General features: G+C 63.8%; 14 protein-coding genes and 1 riboswitch. Of the genes, 6 read left to right on the forward strand and 8 right to left on the reverse strand.

All coding sequences use genetic code 11. The annotated features are described in order from the left end of the window. Positions 1-59: 59 nt before the first annotated feature. Entirely contained in the window at positions 60-527 is a 468-nt protein-coding gene (gene nrdR, locus ACN0TK_RS12840; RefSeq protein ID WP_417309900.1) for a transcriptional regulator NrdR, read from the reverse strand. Positions 528-648: 121 nt separating this feature from the next. Next, positions 649-1,950, reverse strand: a complete 1,302-nt coding sequence (gene glyA / locus ACN0TK_RS12845; RefSeq protein WP_417309901.1) for a serine hydroxymethyltransferase — start codon at positions 1,948-1,950, stop codon at positions 649-651. Positions 1,951-2,087: 137 nt separating this feature from the next. Then, positions 2,088-2,169: riboswitch (ZMP/ZTP riboswitch) on the reverse strand. Positions 2,170-2,316: 147 nt separating this feature from the next. Here glyA and ACN0TK_RS12850 point away from each other — a divergent pair. From ACN0TK_RS12850 to ACN0TK_RS12860, 3 genes are all read left to right on the forward strand, one after another. Continuing rightward, entirely contained in the window at positions 2,317-2,748 is a 432-nt protein-coding gene (locus ACN0TK_RS12850) for a BA14K family protein (RefSeq protein WP_417309902.1), read from the forward strand. A 106-nt stretch (positions 2,749-2,854) separates the two neighbouring features. Next, positions 2,855-5,128 carry a DNA topoisomerase IV subunit A gene (gene parC, locus ACN0TK_RS12855; RefSeq protein ID WP_417309903.1) on the forward strand — a complete coding sequence of 758 codons (2,274 nt, stop codon included), beginning with the start codon at positions 2,855-2,857 and terminating at the stop codon, positions 5,126-5,128. Positions 5,129-5,139: 11 nt separating this feature from the next. Continuing rightward, positions 5,140-5,292 carry a hypothetical protein gene (locus ACN0TK_RS12860; RefSeq protein WP_417309904.1) on the forward strand — a complete coding sequence of 51 codons (153 nt, stop codon included), beginning with the start codon at positions 5,140-5,142 and terminating at the stop codon, positions 5,290-5,292. Between the two features lie 4 nt (positions 5,293-5,296). Here the strand turns inward: ACN0TK_RS12860 and smpB are convergent, their stop codons facing one another. After that, complete coding sequence (smpB, locus tag ACN0TK_RS12865; protein ID WP_417309942.1) at positions 5,297-5,752, reverse strand: SsrA-binding protein SmpB; 456 nt, start codon at positions 5,750-5,752, stop codon at positions 5,297-5,299. A gap of 72 nt (positions 5,753-5,824) precedes the next feature. Continuing rightward, positions 5,825-6,703 carry a 4-hydroxy-tetrahydrodipicolinate synthase gene (gene dapA / locus ACN0TK_RS12870; RefSeq protein WP_417309905.1) on the reverse strand — a complete coding sequence of 293 codons (879 nt, stop codon included), beginning with the start codon at positions 6,701-6,703 and terminating at the stop codon, positions 5,825-5,827. A gap of 280 nt (positions 6,704-6,983) precedes the next feature. Here dapA and ACN0TK_RS12875 point away from each other — a divergent pair, with 280 nt between their 5' ends. Beyond that, complete coding sequence (locus tag ACN0TK_RS12875; RefSeq protein WP_417309906.1) at positions 6,984-9,110, forward strand: lytic transglycosylase domain-containing protein; 2,127 nt, start codon at positions 6,984-6,986, stop codon at positions 9,108-9,110. Positions 9,111-9,222: 112 nt separating this feature from the next. Further along, positions 9,223-10,110 carry an alpha/beta fold hydrolase gene (locus ACN0TK_RS12880; RefSeq protein ID WP_417309907.1) on the forward strand — a complete coding sequence of 296 codons (888 nt, stop codon included), beginning with the start codon at positions 9,223-9,225 and terminating at the stop codon, positions 10,108-10,110. A 2-nt stretch (positions 10,111-10,112) separates the two neighbouring features. On the opposite strand, the gene ACN0TK_RS12885 is transcribed toward ACN0TK_RS12880, so the two are convergent. The 4 genes from ACN0TK_RS12885 to ACN0TK_RS12900 all read right to left on the reverse strand — a co-directional run bounded on the left by ACN0TK_RS12885 (position 10,113) and on the right by ACN0TK_RS12900 (position 19,705). Next, positions 10,113-12,440 (reverse strand): hypothetical protein, encoded by a 2,328-nt coding sequence (locus ACN0TK_RS12885; RefSeq protein ID WP_417309908.1) that lies wholly within the window; start codon positions 12,438-12,440, stop codon positions 10,113-10,115. A gap of 127 nt (positions 12,441-12,567) precedes the next feature. Beyond that, positions 12,568-16,119 (reverse strand): OmpA family protein, encoded by a 3,552-nt coding sequence (locus ACN0TK_RS12890; protein WP_417309909.1) that lies wholly within the window; start codon positions 16,117-16,119, stop codon positions 12,568-12,570. A gap of 239 nt (positions 16,120-16,358) precedes the next feature. After that, on the reverse strand, positions 16,359-17,684 hold the full coding sequence (locus ACN0TK_RS12895) for a hypothetical protein (protein WP_417309910.1): 1,326 nt from the start codon (positions 17,682-17,684) through the stop codon (positions 16,359-16,361). A gap of 266 nt (positions 17,685-17,950) precedes the next feature. After that, complete coding sequence (locus ACN0TK_RS12900) at positions 17,951-19,705, reverse strand: tetratricopeptide repeat-containing sulfotransferase family protein (protein ID WP_417309911.1); 1,755 nt, start codon at positions 19,703-19,705, stop codon at positions 17,951-17,953. Between the two features lie 123 nt (positions 19,706-19,828). Here ACN0TK_RS12900 and ACN0TK_RS12905 point away from each other — a divergent pair, with 123 nt between their 5' ends. Further along, a complete protein-coding gene (locus ACN0TK_RS12905; RefSeq protein ID WP_417309912.1) occupies positions 19,829-20,572 on the forward strand; it encodes an SDR family oxidoreductase in 744 nt (247 codons plus the stop codon). Positions 20,573-20,630: the final 58 nt, after the last annotated feature.

Below are 20,630 nucleotides of genomic sequence, written 5' to 3' on the forward strand. Positions count from 1 at the left end.
TGCGCGGCGTGAGATATCCGATATCGGGCCGATGATGCGGCGGCAACCGGCATTCGCCGCTAATTGTCGTTACCGGTATCGTCGCCGAGCTCGGTGAGGAAGGACCGGAAATCGTCGGCGGCCGAGAAGTTCTTGTAAACCGAGGCAAATCTGACGAAGGCCACGTCATCCAGCCCCTTCAGCCCCTCCATCACGAACTGGCCGATCTGTTCGGACGAAATTTCGGTTTCGCCCAGGCTTTCGAGCTGACGGACGACGCCGGAGATCATGCGCTCCACCCGTTCGGGCTCGACATCGCGCTTGCGCAGCGCCGTGCCGACCGAGCGGGTGAGCTTGTCGCGATCGAAGGGCACGCGCCGGCCGGAGTTCTTCAGCACGGTCAGTTCGCGCAACTGGACGCGCTCGAATGTGGTGAAGCGGCCGCCGCAGATGTTGCAGACGCGGCGGCGGCGGATGGCGTTCGAATCCTCGGTCGGCCGACTGTCCTTGACCTGCGTGTCGTCATTTCCGCAATAGGGACAGCGCATGGGATCCTCATCGGCCGGCTTGCCCGGCCTCGTGGTTCGACAGGCGCGCCAGGAAGCCTCTCACATGAAGCCTCTCACGGCGCAAATGGGCTCCCGCCCCCAAGGGGCGAGAGCCGTGCGATCAATCGGCGTAGATCGGGAAGCGTTCGGTCAGCGCAATGACCTTGTCGCGGACCTGGGTCTCGACGGCGCCATTGTTGTCCTCGCCATTGGTGTTCAGACCGTCGAGCACTTCGATGATCAGTTCGCCAATCAGCTGGAACTCGGCTTCCCCGAAGCCACGCGACGTGCCGGCGGGCGTCCCCAGACGTACGCCGGAGGTGATCGCCGGCTTTTCGGGGTCGAACGGCACGGCGTTCTTGTTGCAGGTGATATTGGCCCGCTCGAGTGCCGCTTCGGTCGCCTTTCCGGTGAGCCCTTTGGGGCGCAGGTCGACCAGCATCAGGTGATTTTCAGTGCCGCCGGTGACGATATCGACGCCCCCTTTCACCAGGGTGGCGGCCAGCACCTTGGCATTGGCGACGACCTGGCTGGCATAGGCCTTGAATTCCGGCTGCAGCGCCTCGTGGAAGGCGACGGCCTTGGCGGCGATGACATGCATCAGCGGGCCGCCCTGAATGCCTGGGAAAATGGCCGAGTTGATCTTTTTGGCAATCGCTTCGTCATTGGTCAGGATCAGGCCGCCACGCGGTCCGCGCAGGGTCTTGTGCGTCGTGGTGGTCGCGACATGGGCGTGCGGGAACGGGCTGGGATAGGCGCCGCCCGCGACCAGACCGGCGACATGGGCCATGTCGACGAACAGGATCGCGCCGACTTCATCGGCAATGGCACGGAACTCGGCCCAGTCCATGAAGCGCGAATAGGCGGAAAAGCCTGCAACGATCATCTTGGGCTGATGCTCTTTCGCCAGGCTGCGCACCTGATCCATATCGACGCGGCCGTCCTGCTTGCGCACGCCGTACTGGATGGCGTTGAACCACTTGCCGGACTGGTTGGGCTTGGCGCCGTGGGTCAGGTGACCGCCCGCATCGAGCGACATGCCCAGAATGGTGTCGCCGGGCTGAATCAGCGCCTGATAGACGCCCTGATTGGCCTGCGAGCCCGAATTGGGCTGCACATTGGCGAAGTCGACGCCGAACAGCTGTTTGGCGCGCTCGATCGCCAGGTTCTCGGCGATATCGACATACTGACAGCCGCCGTAATAGCGACGGCCCGGATAGCCTTCGGCATATTTGTTGGTGAGGACGGATCCCTGCGCCTCGAGCACCGCCTTGGAGACGATGTTTTCCGACGCGATCAGTTCGATCTCGTGCTGCTGGCGGCCGAGTTCGAGCTTGATGGCCTTGGCGATCTCGGGATCGGTTTCAGAAAGCGTGTTGGTGAAGAACTGCGGAAAGAGCGGTGAGCTCTGGACGGCGCTCATTGGCATCTCCCGTTCAGAAAATGAGGGCTGTTGGATGCGGCTGGCTGTAGCACGCCGGTTCCGGCGATTCCAAGGCAGACGACGGCCTGCTGCGCAGGGTGTGGTGATGAGGTCATGTGGGGCTCCCTTGACCGTGCGATGGGTGCCCAGGCGAGCGGCAAAGCTCGTTCGCGCTCCCCGATGGTGCCCCATCTGATCTCGCCAGTCACGCGAACGCCGCAATCTCGCAGATTTACGCCGGGGAAGAAAGTCCCAAGACGCCGCAGCCCGCTTACCAAACTTACCGAACGTTAACGCAACCGGCCGACGCAGGCGAGGTTGTTGGCTTTGCGCTCATTGCTATCAACCGAGCCAAGGACAACCAAAATGAACAAGAAACTTGTTTCAGCCGCACTCGCTGCCACGCTTGCCGGCGTGATGGTGCTACCCGCTCCGGCCAGCGCCGCCAGCTACAACCGCTCCTACAACAGCCAGGACCGCTACATCAGCGAACGCTGTGACAACCACCCGAACTGGCGTGGCTGTGACGACTGGCGCTCAAACCATTCCCACTGGAGCAAGAGCAAGTACCAGCAGTGGTATCGGTGGAACCAGCCGAACCTGGGCACCGTGGCAGCTGGCCTGTTCGGCTTCGCTATCGGGGCGGCGATCGCCAATAATGCGAACAACAGCTACAGCAGCGGCAACAGCAACTGGAACGCGCATGTGAACGCCTGCGAGGACCGTTACCGCAGCTACAGCGCCGAGACCGACATGTTCCTCGGCTACGACGGCAACTACCATCGCTGCACCCTGTGATCCGGGGCGGCCTGTGACCTTGTGGCTGGGGATGCACGGCTTCCCCGGCCACACCCCGCCGTCAGAGTGGATATAGTGCCCCGATGATTCGCAATCCGGGCAGCAAATGACTGACGACGCAGATACCGAGCGGCCGGACTCCGGCGAGAGTGTGGTTGACCTGCGGGAGGCGCTGGAAGAGCGCTATCTCTCCTATGCCCTCTCGACCATTACCCAGCGCGCCCTGCCCGACGCCCGCGACGGGCTGAAGCCGGTGCACAGGCGCATCCTGCATGGCATGCGCCTGCTGCGGCTCGACCCGAACGGGGCCTACAAGAAATCGGCCAAGGTGGTCGGCGACGTGATGGGTTCGTTCCATCCGCATGGCGACCAGTCGATCTATGACGCGCTGGTGCGGCTGGCGCAGGATTTCTCCATGCGCTACCCGCTGGCCGACGGCCAGGGCAATTTCGGCAATATCGATGGCGATGGCGCCGCCGCCATGCGCTACACCGAGACGCGCATGACCGATGTGTCGGTGCGGCTGATGGATGGCATCACCGAAGACGCCGTTGACTTCAAGCCGAACTATGATGGCTCGACCGAAGAGCCGGTGGTGCTACCCTCGAACTTCCCGAACCTGCTGGCCAATGGCTCGCAGGGCATCGCCGTGGGCATGGCGACATCAGTGCCGCCGCACAATGTTGCGGAACTGTGCGAAGCGGCGCTCCACCTGATCAACGTCAACCCCGAGGCCAGCTCGACCGAGCTGATGAAGTATGTGCCCGGGCCGGATTTCCCGACAGGCGGCGTGATGGTCGAAAGCCCCGCCTCGATCGCACAATCGTATGAGACCGGCCGGGGTTCGTTCCGGCTACGGGCGCGCTGGACACGCGAGGACAAGGGACGCGGCGTCTACCAGATCGTCGTCACCGAAATCCCCTACGGCGTGCAGAAGTCGCGGCTGGTCGAAAAGATCGCCGAACTGCTGTTGGCCAAGAAACTGCCGCTGCTCAAGGACATTCGCGACGAAAGCGCCGACGACATCCGGCTGGTGATCGAGCCGCGCGCCGGCACGGTCGATCCAATCATTCTGATGGAACAGCTGTTCAGGCTCTCGGATCTCGAGCTCAGGGTGCCGCTCAACCTCAATGTGCTCGACAAGGGCACGGTGCCCAAGGTGATGAGCCTGCGCGAGGCGTTGCGCGCCTGGCTGGAGCACCGCAAGGATGTGCTGGTGCGCCGCACCAACTACCGGCTGGCGGAGATCGCGCGGCGGCTCGAGGTGCTCGACGGCTATATTATCGCCTATCTCAACCTCGACGAGGTGATCCGCATCATCCGCGAGGAAGACGACGCCAAGGCATCGCTGATTGCCACCTTCGAGCTGACGGATGCGCAGGCCGAGGCGATCCTGAACATGCGGCTGCGCTCGCTACGCAAGCTCGAAGAGATCGAGCTGCGCAAAGAGCATACCTCCCTCACCGAGGAACAGGGGCACCTGAATGCGCTGCTGGCTTCGGAACGCAAGCAATGGGGCGAGATCACCAAGCAGATCAACGATCTGAAGAAGGTCTATCCGGCCTATCTGAAGGATGGCACCACGCCGCATCCGCTATGGGGCCGGCGCACCGATTTCTCCGAAGCTGCCGATATCGATGATGCCGAGGTCGCCAACGCAATGATCGAGCGCGAGCCGATCACTGTGATCCTCAGCGAAAAGGGCTGGATCCGCGCGATCAAGGGCCACACGACCGAGATCGACGAAAAGGGCTTCAAGGCGGACGACCGGTTGAAACTGTCGCTGCATGCCCAGACCACCGACAAACTTTTGCTCCTTACGACTGGCGGCAAGGTCTACACGCTCTCCGGCGATCGCCTGCCAGGTGGCCGCGGTCAGGGCGAGCCGGTGCGGCTGATGGTCGACATAGAAGAAGGGCAGGACATCCTCGACGTCTTCGTCCATACACCCGGCGCCAGACGCATCGTGGCCTCGCGCAAGGGCGACGGCTTTATCGTCGCCGAAGACGGCCTGATCGCCAATACCCGCAAGGGCAAGCAGGTGCTGAACGTGCCGGCCGGCGGCGAGGCGAAGCTGATGGTTCCCGTCACCGGCGACTCGGTGGCGGTGATCGGCGAGAACCGCAAGATGCTGGTGTTCCCGCTGTCGCAGTTGACCGAGATGACTCGCGGCAAGGGCGTGCGGCTGCAGCGCTACAAGGATGGCGGGCTGAGCGACCTCAAGACCTTCGATTCCGCGACAGGCCTCACCTGGACGGATTCGTCGGGCCGGACCTTCACCAAGACGATGAGCGACCTGACCGAGTGGCTCGGCGACCGCGCCTCGGCTGGCCGTCAGCCGCCGACGGGCTTTCCACGCAACAACCGGTTCGGGCGCTAGGAGCGGCCGCGTTGACCGAACCAGATGACTGCGCGATCTTCCTGACCCACAAGTGGTCGGCGCGGATCGCGCGTCACTTCGCGCGGCTGAAACGCGAGGCAGCCGGGGTGGTCGACGTGTACCTCGCGTTTCAGCCGCCGAGGGGTGCGGTCAAGCGGCGCTAAACCGTCAGCCCTGCTTCAGCAGCCGCGATTTCTCGCGGTTCCAGTCGCGCTTCTTTTCGGTTTCGCGCTTGTCGAAGCTCTTCTTGCCCTTGCCCACGCCGATCAGCACCTTGGCCATGCCGCGCTCGTTGAAATAGAGCTTCATCGGCACGATGGTGTTGCCGGCACGTTCGACATCCTGGCTCAGCCGCGCGAGCTGTTTCTTCGACACCAGCAGTTTGCGCGGCCGCTTCTCTTCATGGTTGAAGCGGTTGGCCTGCAGATATTCCGGAATGTGGGCGTTGATCAGCCACAATTCGCCGCGCTCGGGCGAGGCATAGGCCTCGGTGATCTGGGCCTTGCCGGTGCGCAGTGATTTTACCTCGGTGCCGGTCAGCATGATGCCGGCCTCGAGAGTATCGCTGATCTCATAGTCGTAGCGGGCCCGCCGGTTCTCGGCGATGGGCCCGGTCACGATCATCGAGGGCTTGTTTGGTGCTTTTGCCATGCGGCTCTACTTAGTGTGTCGCACGGCAACGCGCAAACCCGGCTGTCAGTTCAGCAGCCCGGCGTGCCGAAGGGCGGAATCAATCGCTTCCTCGTTGGACTTCGAGACCGGCACGACCGGGAGGCGGAACTCGTTGCGGCACAGCCCGAGTTTCGAGGCGGCATATTTGACGCCGCCTGGATTGTTTTCGAGGAACAGGGCCTTGTGCAGGTGAACCAGTTGATCCTGCACTGCCAGCGCGGCGGCGAAATCGCCCTGCTGGCAGGCCTCCTGCATTCGGGCGCAGAGCCTCGGCGCAACGTTGGAGGTGACCGAGATGCAGCCATGGCCGCCGTGAGCGTTGAAGGCCAGCGCGGTCATGTCCTCGCCAGACAGCAGGATGAAATCCTTGCCGAGCCGGGCGCGCTCGAGGCTCGCCTTTTCCATCGAGGTGGTCGCGTCCTTCACGCCCACGATATTGGAGTGCTTGTCGCGCAGCCGCGCCATGGTCTCGACCGCGATATCGGTGACGGTGCGGCCCGGCACTGAATAGAGCACGATCGGCAGCGCGGTCGCCTCGGCAACGGCGGAAAAATGCTGGAACAGGCCTTCTTGGGTCGGCTTGTTATAGTACGGCACGACCGAGAGCACGCCATCGGCGCCGACACTTTCGGCGAACTTGGCCAAGGACACCGCCTCGGCGGTGGAATTGGACCCTGCCCCGGCAATAACCGGCACGCGCCCATTGGTCACCTCGACGCAGATCTCGATGACGCGGCGATGCTCGTCGTGGGTCACCGTGGGGCTTTCGCCTGTCGTGCCGACCGGCACAAGCCCATGCGATCCTTCGGTTATCTGCCAGTCGACGAAACTGGAAAAGGCTTTCTCATCCAGCGCTCCGTCCGCGAACGGCGTGAGCAGCGCTGTGATCGAACCTCGAAACATTTTCGTAGACTTTCCTCAAAAGGGGTGCCGCCTGGTGGCGGTCTGGATCGTGTTGGTGGGCCATTCGGCCAGAATCTGGCCACAAGTGTTCCTTGGGGTGGCCACAGTCGCGCACCATAGTTTTTCCGGTGCGGCGCGACAAGCACGTCAGTCAGGATTGCGCGACGCACCCGCAAGGACCTTGCGGCTAACGGAATGTTCACCGTAACGGCGCAGCATCCGGTTGTCGCAAGGAGGGGCACCTTGTTGGACATGTCGAATGGACCAACAGGACAGCCAGATGGCCAGAGCATACTGGGCCGGCGGAGTTGCTGCCGGACTTGTCATCATCGGGTTCGCTACGGTCGCGCCACTTTTGGCGACGTCGTCGGGTAAGCGCGTCGACACGGTGACCACCGGATCCGTGGCAGCCACGGCCACCCTGGCCTCGCCCCCCGCCCCCCCGGTCGCGGTAACGCTGCCCGTGGTCCGCGAGGTGGATCTTGGACCTGACGACGCAGTCTTTGTCGACATACCACCGCAAGGCGTTGAGGGTTCACCGGGCTTCCGTGCCGCGCTTGATGCCCTTGCCGATGGCGACACGAGCATTGCCTACACGTTGGCCTCAGCGCTGACGAGCGAGGTGGAGCGTCGGACGATCCATTGGGCAGCGATCTATTTCGGTCGTGGCGCGATCGATGCGCCCGCGCTCGCAGAATTCATGGATGACGCGCCCGATTTCGCGGCGGCCGGCGTGTTCAGGACCAGGCTGGAGCAGGCGCTGACCAAGGCCGGCGCCAGCAGCCCCGAGATCATCGCCCGGCTGGGCGGCGCCATGCCCAAGACGGTCGCGGCACAGATCGCTTTGGCCAGAGCCTACGTCGCGGACGGTCAGACCGCACGCGCCGCGCGCATAGCCACAGCGATCTGGGTCAACAATTTCCTCGACCCCGGCACCGAAAAGCTGGTCCTGGCACGGCTCGGCGAGTTGTTGACGCCCGAGGCGCATTGGGACCGCGCAGTGCATCTGATGATGCATGACCGGGCGCGCGGCGTTGAACGGCTGATGGATTATCTCACCCCCGCCCAGAAAACGCTGGCGGTGGCGCGCAATGCCGTGTCGCGCAACACCAAGAACGCCAAGGCGCTGCTCGACGCCGTCGATCCGTCGCTGCAATCGCATTCCGTCTATGTGTTCTCGCGGGCGCAGCGGGCACTAAAGTTCAAGCTGTGGGACGAGGCGATCGCCTGGCTGGACAAGGCCGACGGCAGCGCGCCGGATGCCGCCGAATTCTGGTACGAGCGGCGCACGATGACCCGGCAGTTGCTGGCTCTGGGCGAAGTGAAACGCGCCTTCCTCGCTGCCGATGGCTATCGCAACGGACCGGAGGGCCGGCAGGTCGAGGCGCATTTCCACGCCGGCTGGATCGCCCTCGCCTTCCTCAACGAACCCAAGACCGCCCTGCCCCATTTTGAGGCGATGCGGAAGCTGTCGACGCTGCCGGATTCGATCACCCAGTCGAGCTACTGGATGGGCCGCACAAAGCTGGCGCTCGGTGACACGGATGGCGCCGCCGCCGCCTATCGCGACGCAGCGCGCTTCCGCACGGTCTATTACGGGCAGCTGGCGCGTACGGCGCTGGGCCTGCCGGCCACCGAACTGCTCGACATGCCCGACTGGGCCGAGGCGAAAGCGCGTTTCGAGGCCCGCGAGGTGGTGCAGGCGGTCCGCCTGTTTGCCGCCAACGGCTACAAGGACATGGCGCTGCCGCTGCTGCGCAGTTTTGCTTTCGATCTGCAGGACGGCGGCGAACTGCTGCTGGCGGCGCAGCTGGCGGAGCAGCTCGGCTCGCACAACACGGCGATTGCCATTGCCGATACGGCGGAGCGCCGCGGCAAGCCGCTGGACCTGATCAATTTCCCCAAGAACGGCTTGCCCGTCACGCGGCTCGCATCGATCGATCCTGCCGCCGTGTTCGCCGTCGCGCGGCAGGAAAGCCGCTTTCAGCTCGATGCGGTGTCCTCGGCCGGCGCCCGCGGGCTGATGCAGCTGATGCCGGCGACCGCCAAGGAGACGGCTGGCAAGCTGGGCCTGAGCTATTCGAAGAGCCGGCTGACCAGCGACGGCGAATACAATGCGCTGTTGGGCTCCACCTATCTCAAGGCGCAGCTGGAGCGCTTCGATGGTTCGCTGCTGCTCGCCGCTGCGGCCTACAATGCCGGTGGCGGCAATGTGAACAAGTGGCTGAGAACCTTCGGCGATCCACGCGACCCGTCGATCGATCCGGTGATCTGGGTGGAGCTGATTCCGTTCCAGGAAACGCGCAAATATGTGCAACGGGTGCTGGGCAATTACATGGTCTACCGCGCCCGGTTGGGTAAGTCCGTGTTGCCGGTCGAAGCGGCGTTGCGCAAGATGCCGAGCTGAACGCAAACAGGTGGCTCCGCACGCGCGAAAAACCTGCTATCGCTGAGCCATGTTGACGCTCTTCAAGCCCCGCACCCCACCTGAAGACCTGCCGAGCTTTTCGGATCTGCCAGTGACCCGGTACACGATCGGTCCGGCGGACGAGCAGGTGGCCGTCCATGTCGTGGGCAAGCTGCAGCGCGGACGCGTGCCGGTCGTTTGCGTGCCCGGCTATCAGCGCAACATGACGGATTTCGTCGATTTCGCCCGACATTTCCAGCGCGCTTTCGGCGACGACTGGCCGGTGGTGCTGATCGACCTCAAGGGCCGTGGCCGCGCCTCCGATCGCCGCGACAAGGCGAGGTATGTCACCACATGCGATGCCGAAGACCTGATCGACGTTCTGGCGCTGCTTCCGGCCGATGCGGGTATTTTTGTCGGACAGGGGTACGGCGGCCAGGTAGTCATGGCCCTGGCCGGCCAACGCCCCGGACTGGTGGCCGGCACGGTGCTGCTCGATTCCGGGCCGCTGTCGGACCCAAGAGGTCTCGTTCGCCTGCGTAACAATCTGCGCGATCTTGATGGCAACCGCAGCGAGGCCGGTTTCCGCGCCATGTTCCGCCGCATGCTGGCGCCCGACTACCCCGCCCTGCCCGATGCCATGCTGGATATGGTGGCGGCACGCACCCACTATCTCGACCGGCGCGGCAAGGTGCGGCCGCTGTTCGACCCGTATCTGGTCAAGATGCTGGAGCGCTTCGAGCACGACGATATCCTCGTGCCGCAGTGGTCGCTTTACAATGCGCTGTCGCACGCACCGCTGATGCTGATGCGCACGCAGCTGACCGAGCAATTGCGGCGCGAGTCCTTTGAAGAAATGATGCGCCGGCGGCGTGATGCGGAAGGCTACGTCCTGGAAGGACAAGGGTCGCCGGCACTGCTGAACACGCCGGAAGACGTGGCGCCGATCGCCGAGTTCGTGCGCAACATCGTGACCGGCAAGGGCAAGGCCGCCGCCTAGCCCTATTCGGCGGCGCGGCCCTCGGCCTCGCCCAGAAGTTTGCTGGCCTGCTCTTGCCAGGCTTCGCGCGCGATGCGCCCGGGCATGGCAAAGTAGTTCTCGATCCAGCGCGCATTTTCCGGCGTCAGGGCGGCCACCTGGTCAAAGTGGTAGATGCCCAGGTTGTTCAGCGCCGTCTGCACAATCGGCACGATGCCCTGAATACGCGTGAGATCGTCCGGGCCCTCTTCGCGCGGGCCCTCGAGGCCGACAGGGCGGCCGCTCTGGGCGCTACCGGTGACCTTTTCGACAGCGCGCGCCGCCGCACCCACCGCGGCCCTGGAACTGGCCACGGCCTCAGTGCCGATATCCACGCCGTCGGGCGGCGGCGTCGGGCGGCGGCGCGGCATCGGAGCTGGCGCCACGCGCCGCGCCGGCGCGGCGCCCTCGATGGCGATCATCGCTGCCGTTTCCTGGTCGATGACGGCATCGTCCTCGGCAGATGCGGGCGGCTCGTCTGTAGAGGTACCTGCCTCGCCCGTTGGCGTTTCGGCGGTGGTCCGCGTTGGCGTCTCTGATTCAGCCTCTGACGCGGTCTGAGGCGCAGCTTCTGGCTCTGGTTGCGTCAACGGCCCTGGGTCATCTTGCTGCTCCACGACCTGCGCATCCGTCACGTGCTCTTCGGGGGAAGGCTGTTCGGCGCCAGCCTCCCGTTCGTTCGAGAGCGCCGAAGGCGCAATAGAGGCCTCGATTTCCGATTCATCTGCCGCGGCACCGTCACCGGCCTCAAGCTCAGGCTCAGGCTCAGGCTCAGGCTCAGGCTCACGCTCAGGCTCAGGCGTCGCTACAGACTCTGGCGGAGGACCGCCGATCTCCATGGTTTCTTCCGGCGCATCTGTCGCAGCGGCAAGCGGCTCGCTGTGCCCAGTGTCGTCAGCAACAGACTCGCTGGCCTCCCATGCGGCTGCCTCGGGCACCGGCTGAAAAACCGGCTCATCCTCGGTCTCAGCTTCGAACGCAGGCGCCGGCTCAGACGTCGCTACAGCCTCCGGAGAGAGCTCCACCGTTTCCTCAGGTGTATCTGTCGCAGCGGCGAGTGGCTCGCTGTGCGCAGCGTCGTCAGCAACAGACTCGCTGGTCTCCGATGCGGCTGGCTCGGTCACCGGCTGAAAAACCGGCTCATCCTCGGTCTCAGCTTCCAGCTCAGGCGCCGGCTCATCTTCGGATACAGCCTCCGACTCCAAGGTGGACTCTTCGGGCGTTGTCTCAGCCACGGTGTCGGGCGTGGCCGCAACCAGCTCCTCAGGGGTTTCAGCTTCTTCCGCGGCTAGATGTTTCTCGGCTGCCTCAGATCCTTCAGCTATCCCGGTTTCCTCACGAACCGCAGCAACCTCCGTGACATCCGAGGCATTGGGGGCACCTGTGACCTGTGCGTCAGCATTTTCTTCCAGAGCTTCGACGCGGGTGGCATCGTCCTGCGCATCCGGCACCGGCACGTCCACGACATCCGCCTCAGACGCAGCTGCCGGTTCGGGTTCGGGTTCGGGTTCGGGTTCGGGTTCGGGTTCGGAGACCTGATCGACCAGCACCGCCTCATCAACCGCAGTGACAGTCTCAGGCGATGGGACTTCCAACTCGGCCGATGCAACAGCTCGCGCGTCTACCTCGTGCTCGACCGGCACATCCAGTTTCGCCTCTGCGACGGCCTCGGTAGGGTTGCCAGGCGACGGCTCAGCGTCGCTGGTTTCCGCCGCAACCTCTTCCATCGGCGCCGTTTCGCTGACTGCAGAACCCGCCTCTGCCGGGACGACGACCGGGGTCTCCCCTTCAGCAGCGGGCGGCGTCTCGGGCGAGGCGGCGCCATCTTCGAACTGCGGCATGCCGTTCTCATCGAGAGTGACGATGAACTCGGACTCGGGCGCGGCACCCTCGCCCATCGGCGCTACAGGTACACTTGCGGACTCCGACTGCGCGATCGGCGTTTCGACAGAAGCCGCAGCTACCGGAACCCCGGGAGCGTCCTCGGGCTTCGCGGTGCCTTCCGCTGCCGGGGGCACCACCTCAGCTGGCTCCGGCGGCTTTTCGGTCGCCGCCAACGCGACAGTTGATGCCACGAGGGTATCCGCTGCGGGCGCCGTAGTGGCGTTCGCCGGCGCTTCCGATGTCGTCGCGGATGCGTCACCCGTCGGCGGCGAAGTGCTTGCGGCAGCTACAGCCGCGACGACCGGTTTCTGCCGGCGTGCCGACAGCCGCACCGCCAACAACCTCGCTGCGAGGCCCAGACAGGCCCCGACCAGAAAAGCGACCAGCAGGAGCGTCGCCGTTTCGAGGATGTGCGCGGCATTCCACATCGGCTCAGCCCTTCGGCTTGACGTAGGACAACCAGCCGGTCGCGACGCCGATCAGCAGCGCGCCGAGCACGAATGGCCAGTAGACCTCGAGCAGATAGAGCATCGAATCCAGCGCCACGCAGCCCTCCTAGCGTTCATCGACGAGGGAGAAAGCGATCCGGCGGTTGGCCCGCTTGCCGGCAGCCGTGTCGTTGCTGGCGATCGGCAGGCTTTCGCCATAGCCGACGGCATAGAGCCGACGCGGCGAGACGCCACGTTCGATCAGCGCATTCACTACGGCTTCGGCGCGCGCCACCGACAGCGCCAGATTGGCATCGTCGTCGCCATCGGCATCGGTATGGCCTTCCACATCCACTGCCGCCTCGGGACACAGCTGCAGATAGTCAGACAGCTCATCCAGCGCCGCGCCGGACTCGGCGGTGATATTGGCGCTGCCCGAGGTGAACAGGATGGCATTGCGCGACGCGAAGGAGACCAGCCGCGCACGGCAGATGTCTTCCGGTGGCATCACCGTGACCCGTGTGAGCCACTCGGCGGAGCTCGGCAGCTTTGACAGCTCGGCCAGCGCCGCACTGCGCTCGGCTTCCGTCTCGACCCGGCCGCTGAGTACCCATTGCGTGCCATCGAGCCCGAACTGGCCATCCGACAAGAGCTTCAGGGTGCGGCTGCCCGCATCGGCACTCAGCACGAAGTTGTCGGGCAGCGTTTCGGACACGGCCAGCTCCTCGTTCGGCTCGGTGCCGGTGATGACCGCCAGATGCCGCCGCATCGGCTCGGCCGGCACTTCGCCCGCGAAGGCAATGGGGCCGCCGAGGCTCTTGTTGGCTTCAAAGACATAATCGCGATCGGTCTCGAATGCCGGAGCCTCGGGCAGCGCGGCGACCTCCTGCTCGGCCGGCGCTGCCGGTTCGGCAGTCTCAGCTGCTTCCGGTGTCGTATCGGGCGCAGAGGTTTCCGGGACGGGCTCGTCGACCGGCTCAGCGGCCTGGGCCGCGTCGTCTGTCTCCTCCGGTGCGATTGCCTCGGGCGGCACATCGGCCGTGTCGACGGGCTGTTCAAGATCTTCCGCAGGCGCTTCGACCGGGCTTTCGGTCTCCACCGTCATAGCGTCCGCTTCAGCCGGTGCCGGATCCGCCTCGGGTTCCGGTGCCTCAGCGGTTTCGGCTGGCATTTCCGGTTCCGTCTCAGTGGCGCCGGGTTCGGAGTCGTCGCTGGCCGTGTCGGTCGTATCCGTGTCGGACGGTTCGTCGACCGCCACTTCTGCTGCGGGTTCATCCAGAACCTCCGCAACCGCGTCTTCCACCTGTTGCGGCAGGCTCTGGGGCACGGCTGCAAGGTTCATCTGCCATTCGGCATCCGGCGCTTCGGCCAGCGCGGTCTCCACCGCGTCAGCATCCGCCTCGGACTTCGGCTGTCCGGAGATCGACCAGCCCTCGCCGTCATACGCCACCGTGCCCGTATCGAGATGCGACAGCGCTTCGAGCGCGGCCGCGGCTGCATCGGCGAAGCCGCGCGGCTCGCCGGATCCTATCAGGGTCGAATCGCTTACGGTCGCCCCAGCCAGACCGGACAACCGGTCGCGCAGATTCTCGCTGGGCACATAGCCGGCCATCGTTACGGCGCCATCCGCAGCGCGGCTCGCCGACCAGGTGAAGGGCGCGACGACAGGCGCAGCGCCTTCGACCTGCAGCGCGATTCGCCAGTCGGCCGGATCGATGACCGGAATCAACGCTTCTTCCAGCGCGTAGCGGCTTTCGGCCGTGTCCACCGAACCTGACAGCGTCCAGGCGCCGCCGGCGAAACCCAGGCTGCCGTCTTCCATCCGCTGCAAGGCCGCGAAACCGGCACGTGCCGCAGCGGCAAAGCCATCGGGTGCTCCGGCGCCCAAGCTGGTGCTGTCGTTGAGCGCGTCACCGCCGTCGGCGGCCAGTTTATCCTTCAAGGCTTCGGTCGGCAGGAACCCGGTCAGACTGATCGTGCCGTCGGCAGCCTTCCGCGCCCGCCAGACATAAGGATCGATGATCGGCAGTTTCGGCTGGGTCACTTTCAGCGACCAGCCGTCCGCCTCAAGCGCCGCGACCTGCTCGGGAAGCTCAAGTGCGTCGATAGCACCGGTGACGCTCCAGGCCGCGCCGTCATACTGCACGGTGCCGCGATCGAGTTCGGCGAGCGCGGAAAGACCGGCCAGCGCCTCCGCCTCAAACCCCTCGGGCGCCCCATCGGCGAAATCGAGCCCCGCGGCATCCGTCCCGGCGGCTGCCGCTATACGCGCACGCGTTGCGTCATCCGGCGCGAAACCGGACAGTGTGATGGTGCCGTCGGCGGATTTGTCCGCGCGGAAACGATAGGTTTCGACGAGCGGCGGCGATAGCGCGATCGTCCCCAGAGCCACATCCTGCTGCGCTTCGGGACGCAGTGCCTCTGACAAGGAAATGAAATCAGCCGAGGTCGTGGCGCGACCCGAGATGGAGAGCGTGTCGCCGTCGATCGATAGCGTGCCTTCACTCATTTCAGCCAGCTTTTCGAGTCCAAGGTCCAGCGCGGGTTTGAACCCATCAGGTGCACCGCGGGCCAATTCCAGCGCGCTCACGTCGGCATCCGGCAGCGCCGCCAGTGCTGCCCTGCCCTCGGCATCCGGCACGAATCCGGTAAAGACCAGACCGTCGGCAGCAGTCTTCGTCGCGTCCAGGGTGAAGCTCGCGACTCGCGCCGGCTCCAGCGTGATTTCGGTGCTGAAAGCTTCAAGCGACGCCAGTACCGCGTCGCGCACATCCGCCGACTCTGGCGCGCCTTCGAGGCTTGATGTGTCGCCGGAGATTTTTGCTGTACCGCGCTCCAGCTTCAGCAGATTTTGCAATAATGCCTCGGCCAGATCGTCAAAGCCATCCGGGGCACCGGACGCCAGTTCGAGATCCGACGTGACCGGGATCGGGGCCGCGCCAAAGGCGAGCCGATCGGCCAGCGCGTCATCCGGCGTCGCACCGCTCAGCGTGAGACGGTCGCCATCATAGCTGGCGGTCCATTTGAAGGGATCTGCCAATGGTGGGGTAATCGTCCCCGGCGTCACCTCGACGTCAGCCGGCGCCGCCTGTGCGACCCGCGTCAACGCCTCGTAACTTTCGGTATCGTTGGCGCGGCCCGTGACACTTAGAGCGAGATCATTGAGAGCAACCTCCCCCGCATCGAGCTTGCGCGCGGTCTCGAGGGCAAATGCGGTCGCGCGCTGCCAGGCGGCACGATCCGGCGCGCCGGACATCGGCTGCAGCCGGTCAATCGCACCGGGACCTGCGAGCTCGAGCAGCGCCGCGTGCGCCTGCTGGTCGGGATAGCCACCCGTCAGCGTCACCTGACCATCGCTGGTGCTGGCCGCGAACGGAAAGGGACTGACGAACTCGGCCAGAATGATCTGCGGCACAACTTCACGCACACCACGCAGGTCGGCCAGTTGGCCGGTCAGTGCATCGATATCGTCCTGCGAGGTCGCAGTGCCGAAAACGATCGCATCTCCCAGCCCGAACTGCACCTCGGCCCAAGCAAAACGTGGATTTTCGAGGATCGGAGCCGCACGTGTGGCGAGATCGGTGGGAATAGCCGCGCCGCTGGTGGTGATGGCAGCTGCCGTGCCGCCGACAACCGTAACCAGGGCCGGAATGCCCCATCGCAGAAAGATGCCGCTCATACTGCCCTCAAAATGCACCGGATGAAGCCGTCGACTTCAGCTTCAGGCATAACCGCAATCACTGAATCGGAAAAGTGCGCCGAAGGTGTGTCAGCGGCACGTCCCCAGTTTCGGACTCAGACACGGCCGGTCAGCAGGTGATCCGCCCTCCCCGCCAGAACGGTCAGAGGAAATGCAAACGCCTAAAAAGAAAAGGCCCGGCTTGCGCCGGGCCTTTCCGTTCAATCAAGCCGTAGGGCTTAGTTGAATTCCTTGGTGATTTCGGTCGACAGCTTGTAGGCGCCTTCCGAAGTGACGCGAGCAGCGGACGTCGCGGTGAAACCACCACCCGGAGCCCAAGCCAGTTCGGCAACTCCGTACAGCGCGTCCGAGGCAGAGTAGTCGCTGTTGATGTAGCCAACGGTACCGGCGACGGTGAGCGTCTCGGTGACCGGAGCTTCGATCTTGGCAGCAATCTCGTAGCTATCGTCGTTGCCGGTGTCTTCGTAGTAGTAACGAGCGCCGAGCGACAGTACGACATCATCGACGATGGCAGCGGCGATGGACACGCCTGCGCCGTAATCGCCATCTTCAGTCGCCTCGACCGAGCCGGCCAGGGTGAAGATGTCGAAGGTGGCCGAAGCGGACGCCAGGACGTTCCAGTAGCTGCTGCTGTCAAAGTAAGCAGCGGCAACCACGCGGAAGTTGTCGAACGTGCCGTCGAAGCCAGCGTTGACCATCCAGTCGTCGATCGAGCCGATCAGCACGCCGTCAGCCGCAAAGCTGGCGTGAGCCGAAATGCCGTCACCAGCGTAGGAGACAACACCAACAGCCGTGCCGGCCTTGTCGGGCTCGGAGAAGTTCAGGGCCTCGAGAGCGCCGCCGATGGTCACGCCATCGCCGACAGACACGAGTGCCTGCATCACGTGACCGCCCGTCTCGATGTCCACGCCACCGTTGCCGCCAACACCCGCATCGACAGCCTCGGAGTTGAACAGGCCAAGGAAGTTCAGCGGCTCGTCATCGCCATCGGCGTAGATCGAGTCTGCCTTACCGGCGATCAGCGTGAAGCTGCTCGCATCACCGATCTGGACATAGGCCTGATCGAGCACGAAGCCGTCGGTGGTCGAGCCCGCGTCAGTACCCGGAACAAATTCCGGATCAGTGATCGCATCTTCGCCCGCGTTACGATAGATTTTCTGATCGGTCGCCTTGAGCTTAATGACAGCCTTTGCCGGTCCCATATCGGTCGGCGCAGCGCCAACGAACTGCAGCCAGGCGTCAACCCGCGAATCCCAATCGGTGTCGCCATTCTCGGTGATGATATCGAGGGTGTCGGCCGACGTCAGAACTTCGACTTCACCGCCGGTGGGGAGCCCGTCCGTGGAGTAGTCGCCCCAAGCGAACTTGTAGGTGACGCCGCCTGAAATGGCGAGGCAGTTTTCGTCAGACGAAATCGTCAGACCGGACATACCCAGCTCGTCGCAGACGTCGAACGAGGGAAGAACGCCCAGATCGGCAGCGAAAGCACCAGTCGAGAGACCGGCTGCAGCCACAGAACCCAGAAGAAGGCTCTTGATTTTCATTGTTGACCTCCAAAGTCAGTCATTTGTTTTGCCGGGTGACCCGACGGTTTGTCGAAACGCGACCACACTTGCTGTGTGTGTTGCCGTCGCGTTTGCGACCGACAAACGATCCCATGCATGGATTCGCAAGACCCACTCTACGCACGGCTGACCGGGGCGCAATCGCAGAATGTCTGGATTGGGGCGGATGAAGCAGGGTTGCGCTTAGGCTGTTGCAGATTCAGCACAGCTTTGGTTACCGCCTGTTAGGAATGGTGAAGAATGGCTTAATTGCTGGGGTTTCGAGCCAAATTCTTGAGCAAGTCGGGGTGACGGGCGATCCATGCTTCTCTCTGGGCAGCGGCATTGATACGCACTTCGGAGCGCGACCAGTTGCCGGCTTGAGGTTCTGATTCTTCTGATGAAGTGGCGAAAGCGGGGTCCAACCCCAGTTGCTCAAATAGGTCTCGAGCGCGCCCAACATCGTATAGTGAGGCGACATCCACTTCGAGGATGCGGCCAGGCAGCAGATGGCGCCATTGGTCCATCATCGATCGATACGCGTGATAATAGGTGACCAGGGCGCGCAGGTCGGAAGAATATTCATTGCCAGCACCCGTGAGATACTTCTGAAACACAGCTATCAGATGATCGATCGGGTCTCGAACACAGTGCACGATTAGTGCTTTGGGCAAGGCGAATGCGATAAATGGCAACAAGCGAAAGTTCGATGGCATAGTGTCAATCGTTGTTCCTGCTGAGCGCGCGCTTTGGGCAGCCCGAAGAAGGTAATCACGCCCCACATGGGCCAATAGCTCACTGGACGGCAGGCTCGCGGGTCTGCCAGCAAACGGCAAATGATCGGCAAGAAGCCTGCCCATCACGCGCAATTCACCCGCCGAAGTGAGGCCGTCACATCTCGACAACATATGCTCCAGCGTCGTCTTTCCGGATCGCGGCAAGCCAACAAGAAAAATAGGTGACGCTGAATTGGCAGAAGGTTGCCACTCGGAGGGCAGCACTCGAAACTGATTTGCCAGAGCATGCAGCACGACAAGCGGCTGCTCCGGCGCCGTATGGCTCGCGTGCTGCATTGCGTTCGTAGATTCGAAGACCTCAATCGATTCCTGATGCTCGCCAGCGTCAGAGAGAGCCTTCCCTAGTCCGAATCCGGCAAAAGTGCGCTCCGCCGACGCCACCTTCACATCAGAAAAGACGGACTTCAGTCTGGCGATATCCGGATCTGCCGGTTCGTGGCGCCTTGCGAGCGCAAGCGCGTGAAGTGCTTCGCCACACTTCGGGCGTGCCGCGATTGCAGTCCGATAATGTGAAATAGCGCTATCAAGATCACCTAGTCGCGCCTGCGCCCGTCCCATCATCAGCTGCCACTCCGGCGCTGCATGAAGCTGCTCAGGAGAATCTTCCAATGCAGCAACAGCCTCCGTCCAATGCTGCATTAGCACTAGTACCCGCGCGAGACCAGTAAGCGCGCCGATGTGCGTCGGTTGGCGCCGTAGCGCGGCGCGGTAAGCCGCCTCTGCCGCAGGGTAGTCACCCGCCTCCCGCTCAGCATTGCCAAGGTTGAAATGAAAGGACGGCACCGACGGGTCGATTGTAATCGCTTGTCTATAGCTTTTTGCAGCCTCACGAGAAGCGCCCAGTGCCCTCAGCGCCATGCCGCGATTGGCATGCGCACCGGCGAATCCTGCGTCGATCGACAAAGCGCGATCAATGACCGTCACAGCATCGCGCGGTTTGTCGTCCGCGTTGAGTGCCGCAGCCAGGTTGGACGCATATTGTGCATTGCGTGGCGCGCCACGCACCGCCAGCCGCAGGTGCTTCACGGCCTCGGCCGGCTTCTCCTGCCCCAGGCGGACCAGGCCCAGCAGGTGATTTGCGTCGGGCTGATTGCTGTCTGCCGCAAGAATTTTCGCATAGACCCCGGCCGCTTCGTCGGCCCGACCCGCCTGCTGCAGCGCCAGCCCCTGCTTGAGCAAAGCTATCATTTGCTGCGGTGACATGGTCTGGCGGGCGTTCGACATGACTTCTCTTTTGCAGATGGGGACAGGCAATCGGCGGGACAATGACGCCGGATGACCGTCGGCACCTTGCACCCGGGTGGCGAGCCGTAACATATGGCGGCACTCGCATGAAGGAGGATGGAAATGGCAGACGGCAAAGTCGTGGTGATCAGTGGCGCGACATCGGGCATCGGTCGGGCCACTGCAATCGGGCTGGGTCAGGCCGGCTACCGGGTGGCAATCCTGGGGCGCCGGCAGGCAGAACTCGACGCGACGGCCGAGGCTGCAGGCGCGGCCTACGCGGCCACGTGTGACGTTTCGGATCCGGACGCGGTGCAGACCTATTTCGACGCTGTGCTGAATCAGTTCGGCCGCGTCGATGTGCTTTTCAACAATGCCGGCATGTTCGCGCCGCAGGCGAATTTCGGTGAAATCGAGGTCGCATCCTGGCGCCAGATGGTGGATGTGAACCTCAACGGCGCCTTCTATATGGCCCGCGCCGCCTTCCGGGCGATGCGCGACCAGAACCCGCAGGGTGGCCGGATCATCAACAATGGCTCGATCTCTGCCTATGTGCCGCGGCCCGGCGCTGCCGCCTATACTGCCACCAAACACGCGATCACTGGCCTCACCAAGGCGATCTCGCTCGATGGGCGGGCGTTCAACATCGCCTGCGGTCAGATCGACATCGGCAATACCGCAACCGACATGACCGCAACCATGACGTCCGGTTCGCTGCAGGCCAACGGCACGCTGCAGCCCGAACCCACATTCGACGTCAAACATGTGGTCGATGCCATTCAATACATGTCCGACCTGCCGCTTGAGGCCAATGTGCAGTTCATGACGGTGATGGCATCGGCGATGCCCTATATCGGACGGGGGTAACGTCCACGCCCTCACGCAACACGCAACGGAATCGCATTCGGCCGCGCCTTGGGGGGCG

The sequence above is a fragment of the Devosia sp. genome, assembly GCF_048261455.1.
Classification (GTDB): domain Bacteria; phylum Pseudomonadota; class Alphaproteobacteria; order Rhizobiales; family Devosiaceae; genus Devosia_A.

Bases quoted from the DNA above. Each gene is read 5' to 3' on its own strand.
- parC (WP_417309903.1), top strand. From the start codon at position 2,855: ATGACTGACGACGCAGATACCGAGCGGCCGGACTCCGGCGAGAGTGTG.
- ACN0TK_RS12875 (WP_417309906.1), top strand. From the start codon at position 6,984: ATGGCCAGAGCATACTGGGCCGGCGGAGTTGCTGCCGGACTTGTCATC.
- dapA (WP_417309905.1), bottom strand. From the start codon at position 6,703: ATGTTTCGAGGTTCGATCACAGCGCTGCTCACGCCGTTCGCGGACGGA.
- nrdR (WP_417309900.1), bottom strand. From the start codon at position 527: ATGCGCTGTCCCTATTGCGGAAATGACGACACGCAGGTCAAGGACAGT.
- ACN0TK_RS12890 (WP_417309909.1), bottom strand. From the start codon at position 16,119: ATGAGCGGCATCTTTCTGCGATGGGGCATTCCGGCCCTGGTTACGGTT.
- ACN0TK_RS12905 (WP_417309912.1), top strand. From the start codon at position 19,829: ATGGCAGACGGCAAAGTCGTGGTGATCAGTGGCGCGACATCGGGCATC.
- ACN0TK_RS12895 (WP_417309910.1), bottom strand. From the start codon at position 17,684: ATGAAAATCAAGAGCCTTCTTCTGGGTTCTGTGGCTGCAGCCGGTCTC.
- ACN0TK_RS12885 (WP_417309908.1), bottom strand. From the start codon at position 12,440: ATGTGGAATGCCGCGCACATCCTCGAAACGGCGACGCTCCTGCTGGTC.
- ACN0TK_RS12900 (WP_417309911.1), bottom strand. From the start codon at position 19,705: ATGTCGAACGCCCGCCAGACCATGTCACCGCAGCAAATGATAGCTTTG.
- glyA (WP_417309901.1), bottom strand. From the start codon at position 1,950: ATGAGCGCCGTCCAGAGCTCACCGCTCTTTCCGCAGTTCTTCACCAAC.
- smpB (WP_417309942.1), bottom strand. From the start codon at position 5,752: ATGATCGTGACCGGGCCCATCGCCGAGAACCGGCGGGCCCGCTACGAC.
- ACN0TK_RS12850 (WP_417309902.1), top strand. From the start codon at position 2,317: ATGAACAAGAAACTTGTTTCAGCCGCACTCGCTGCCACGCTTGCCGGC.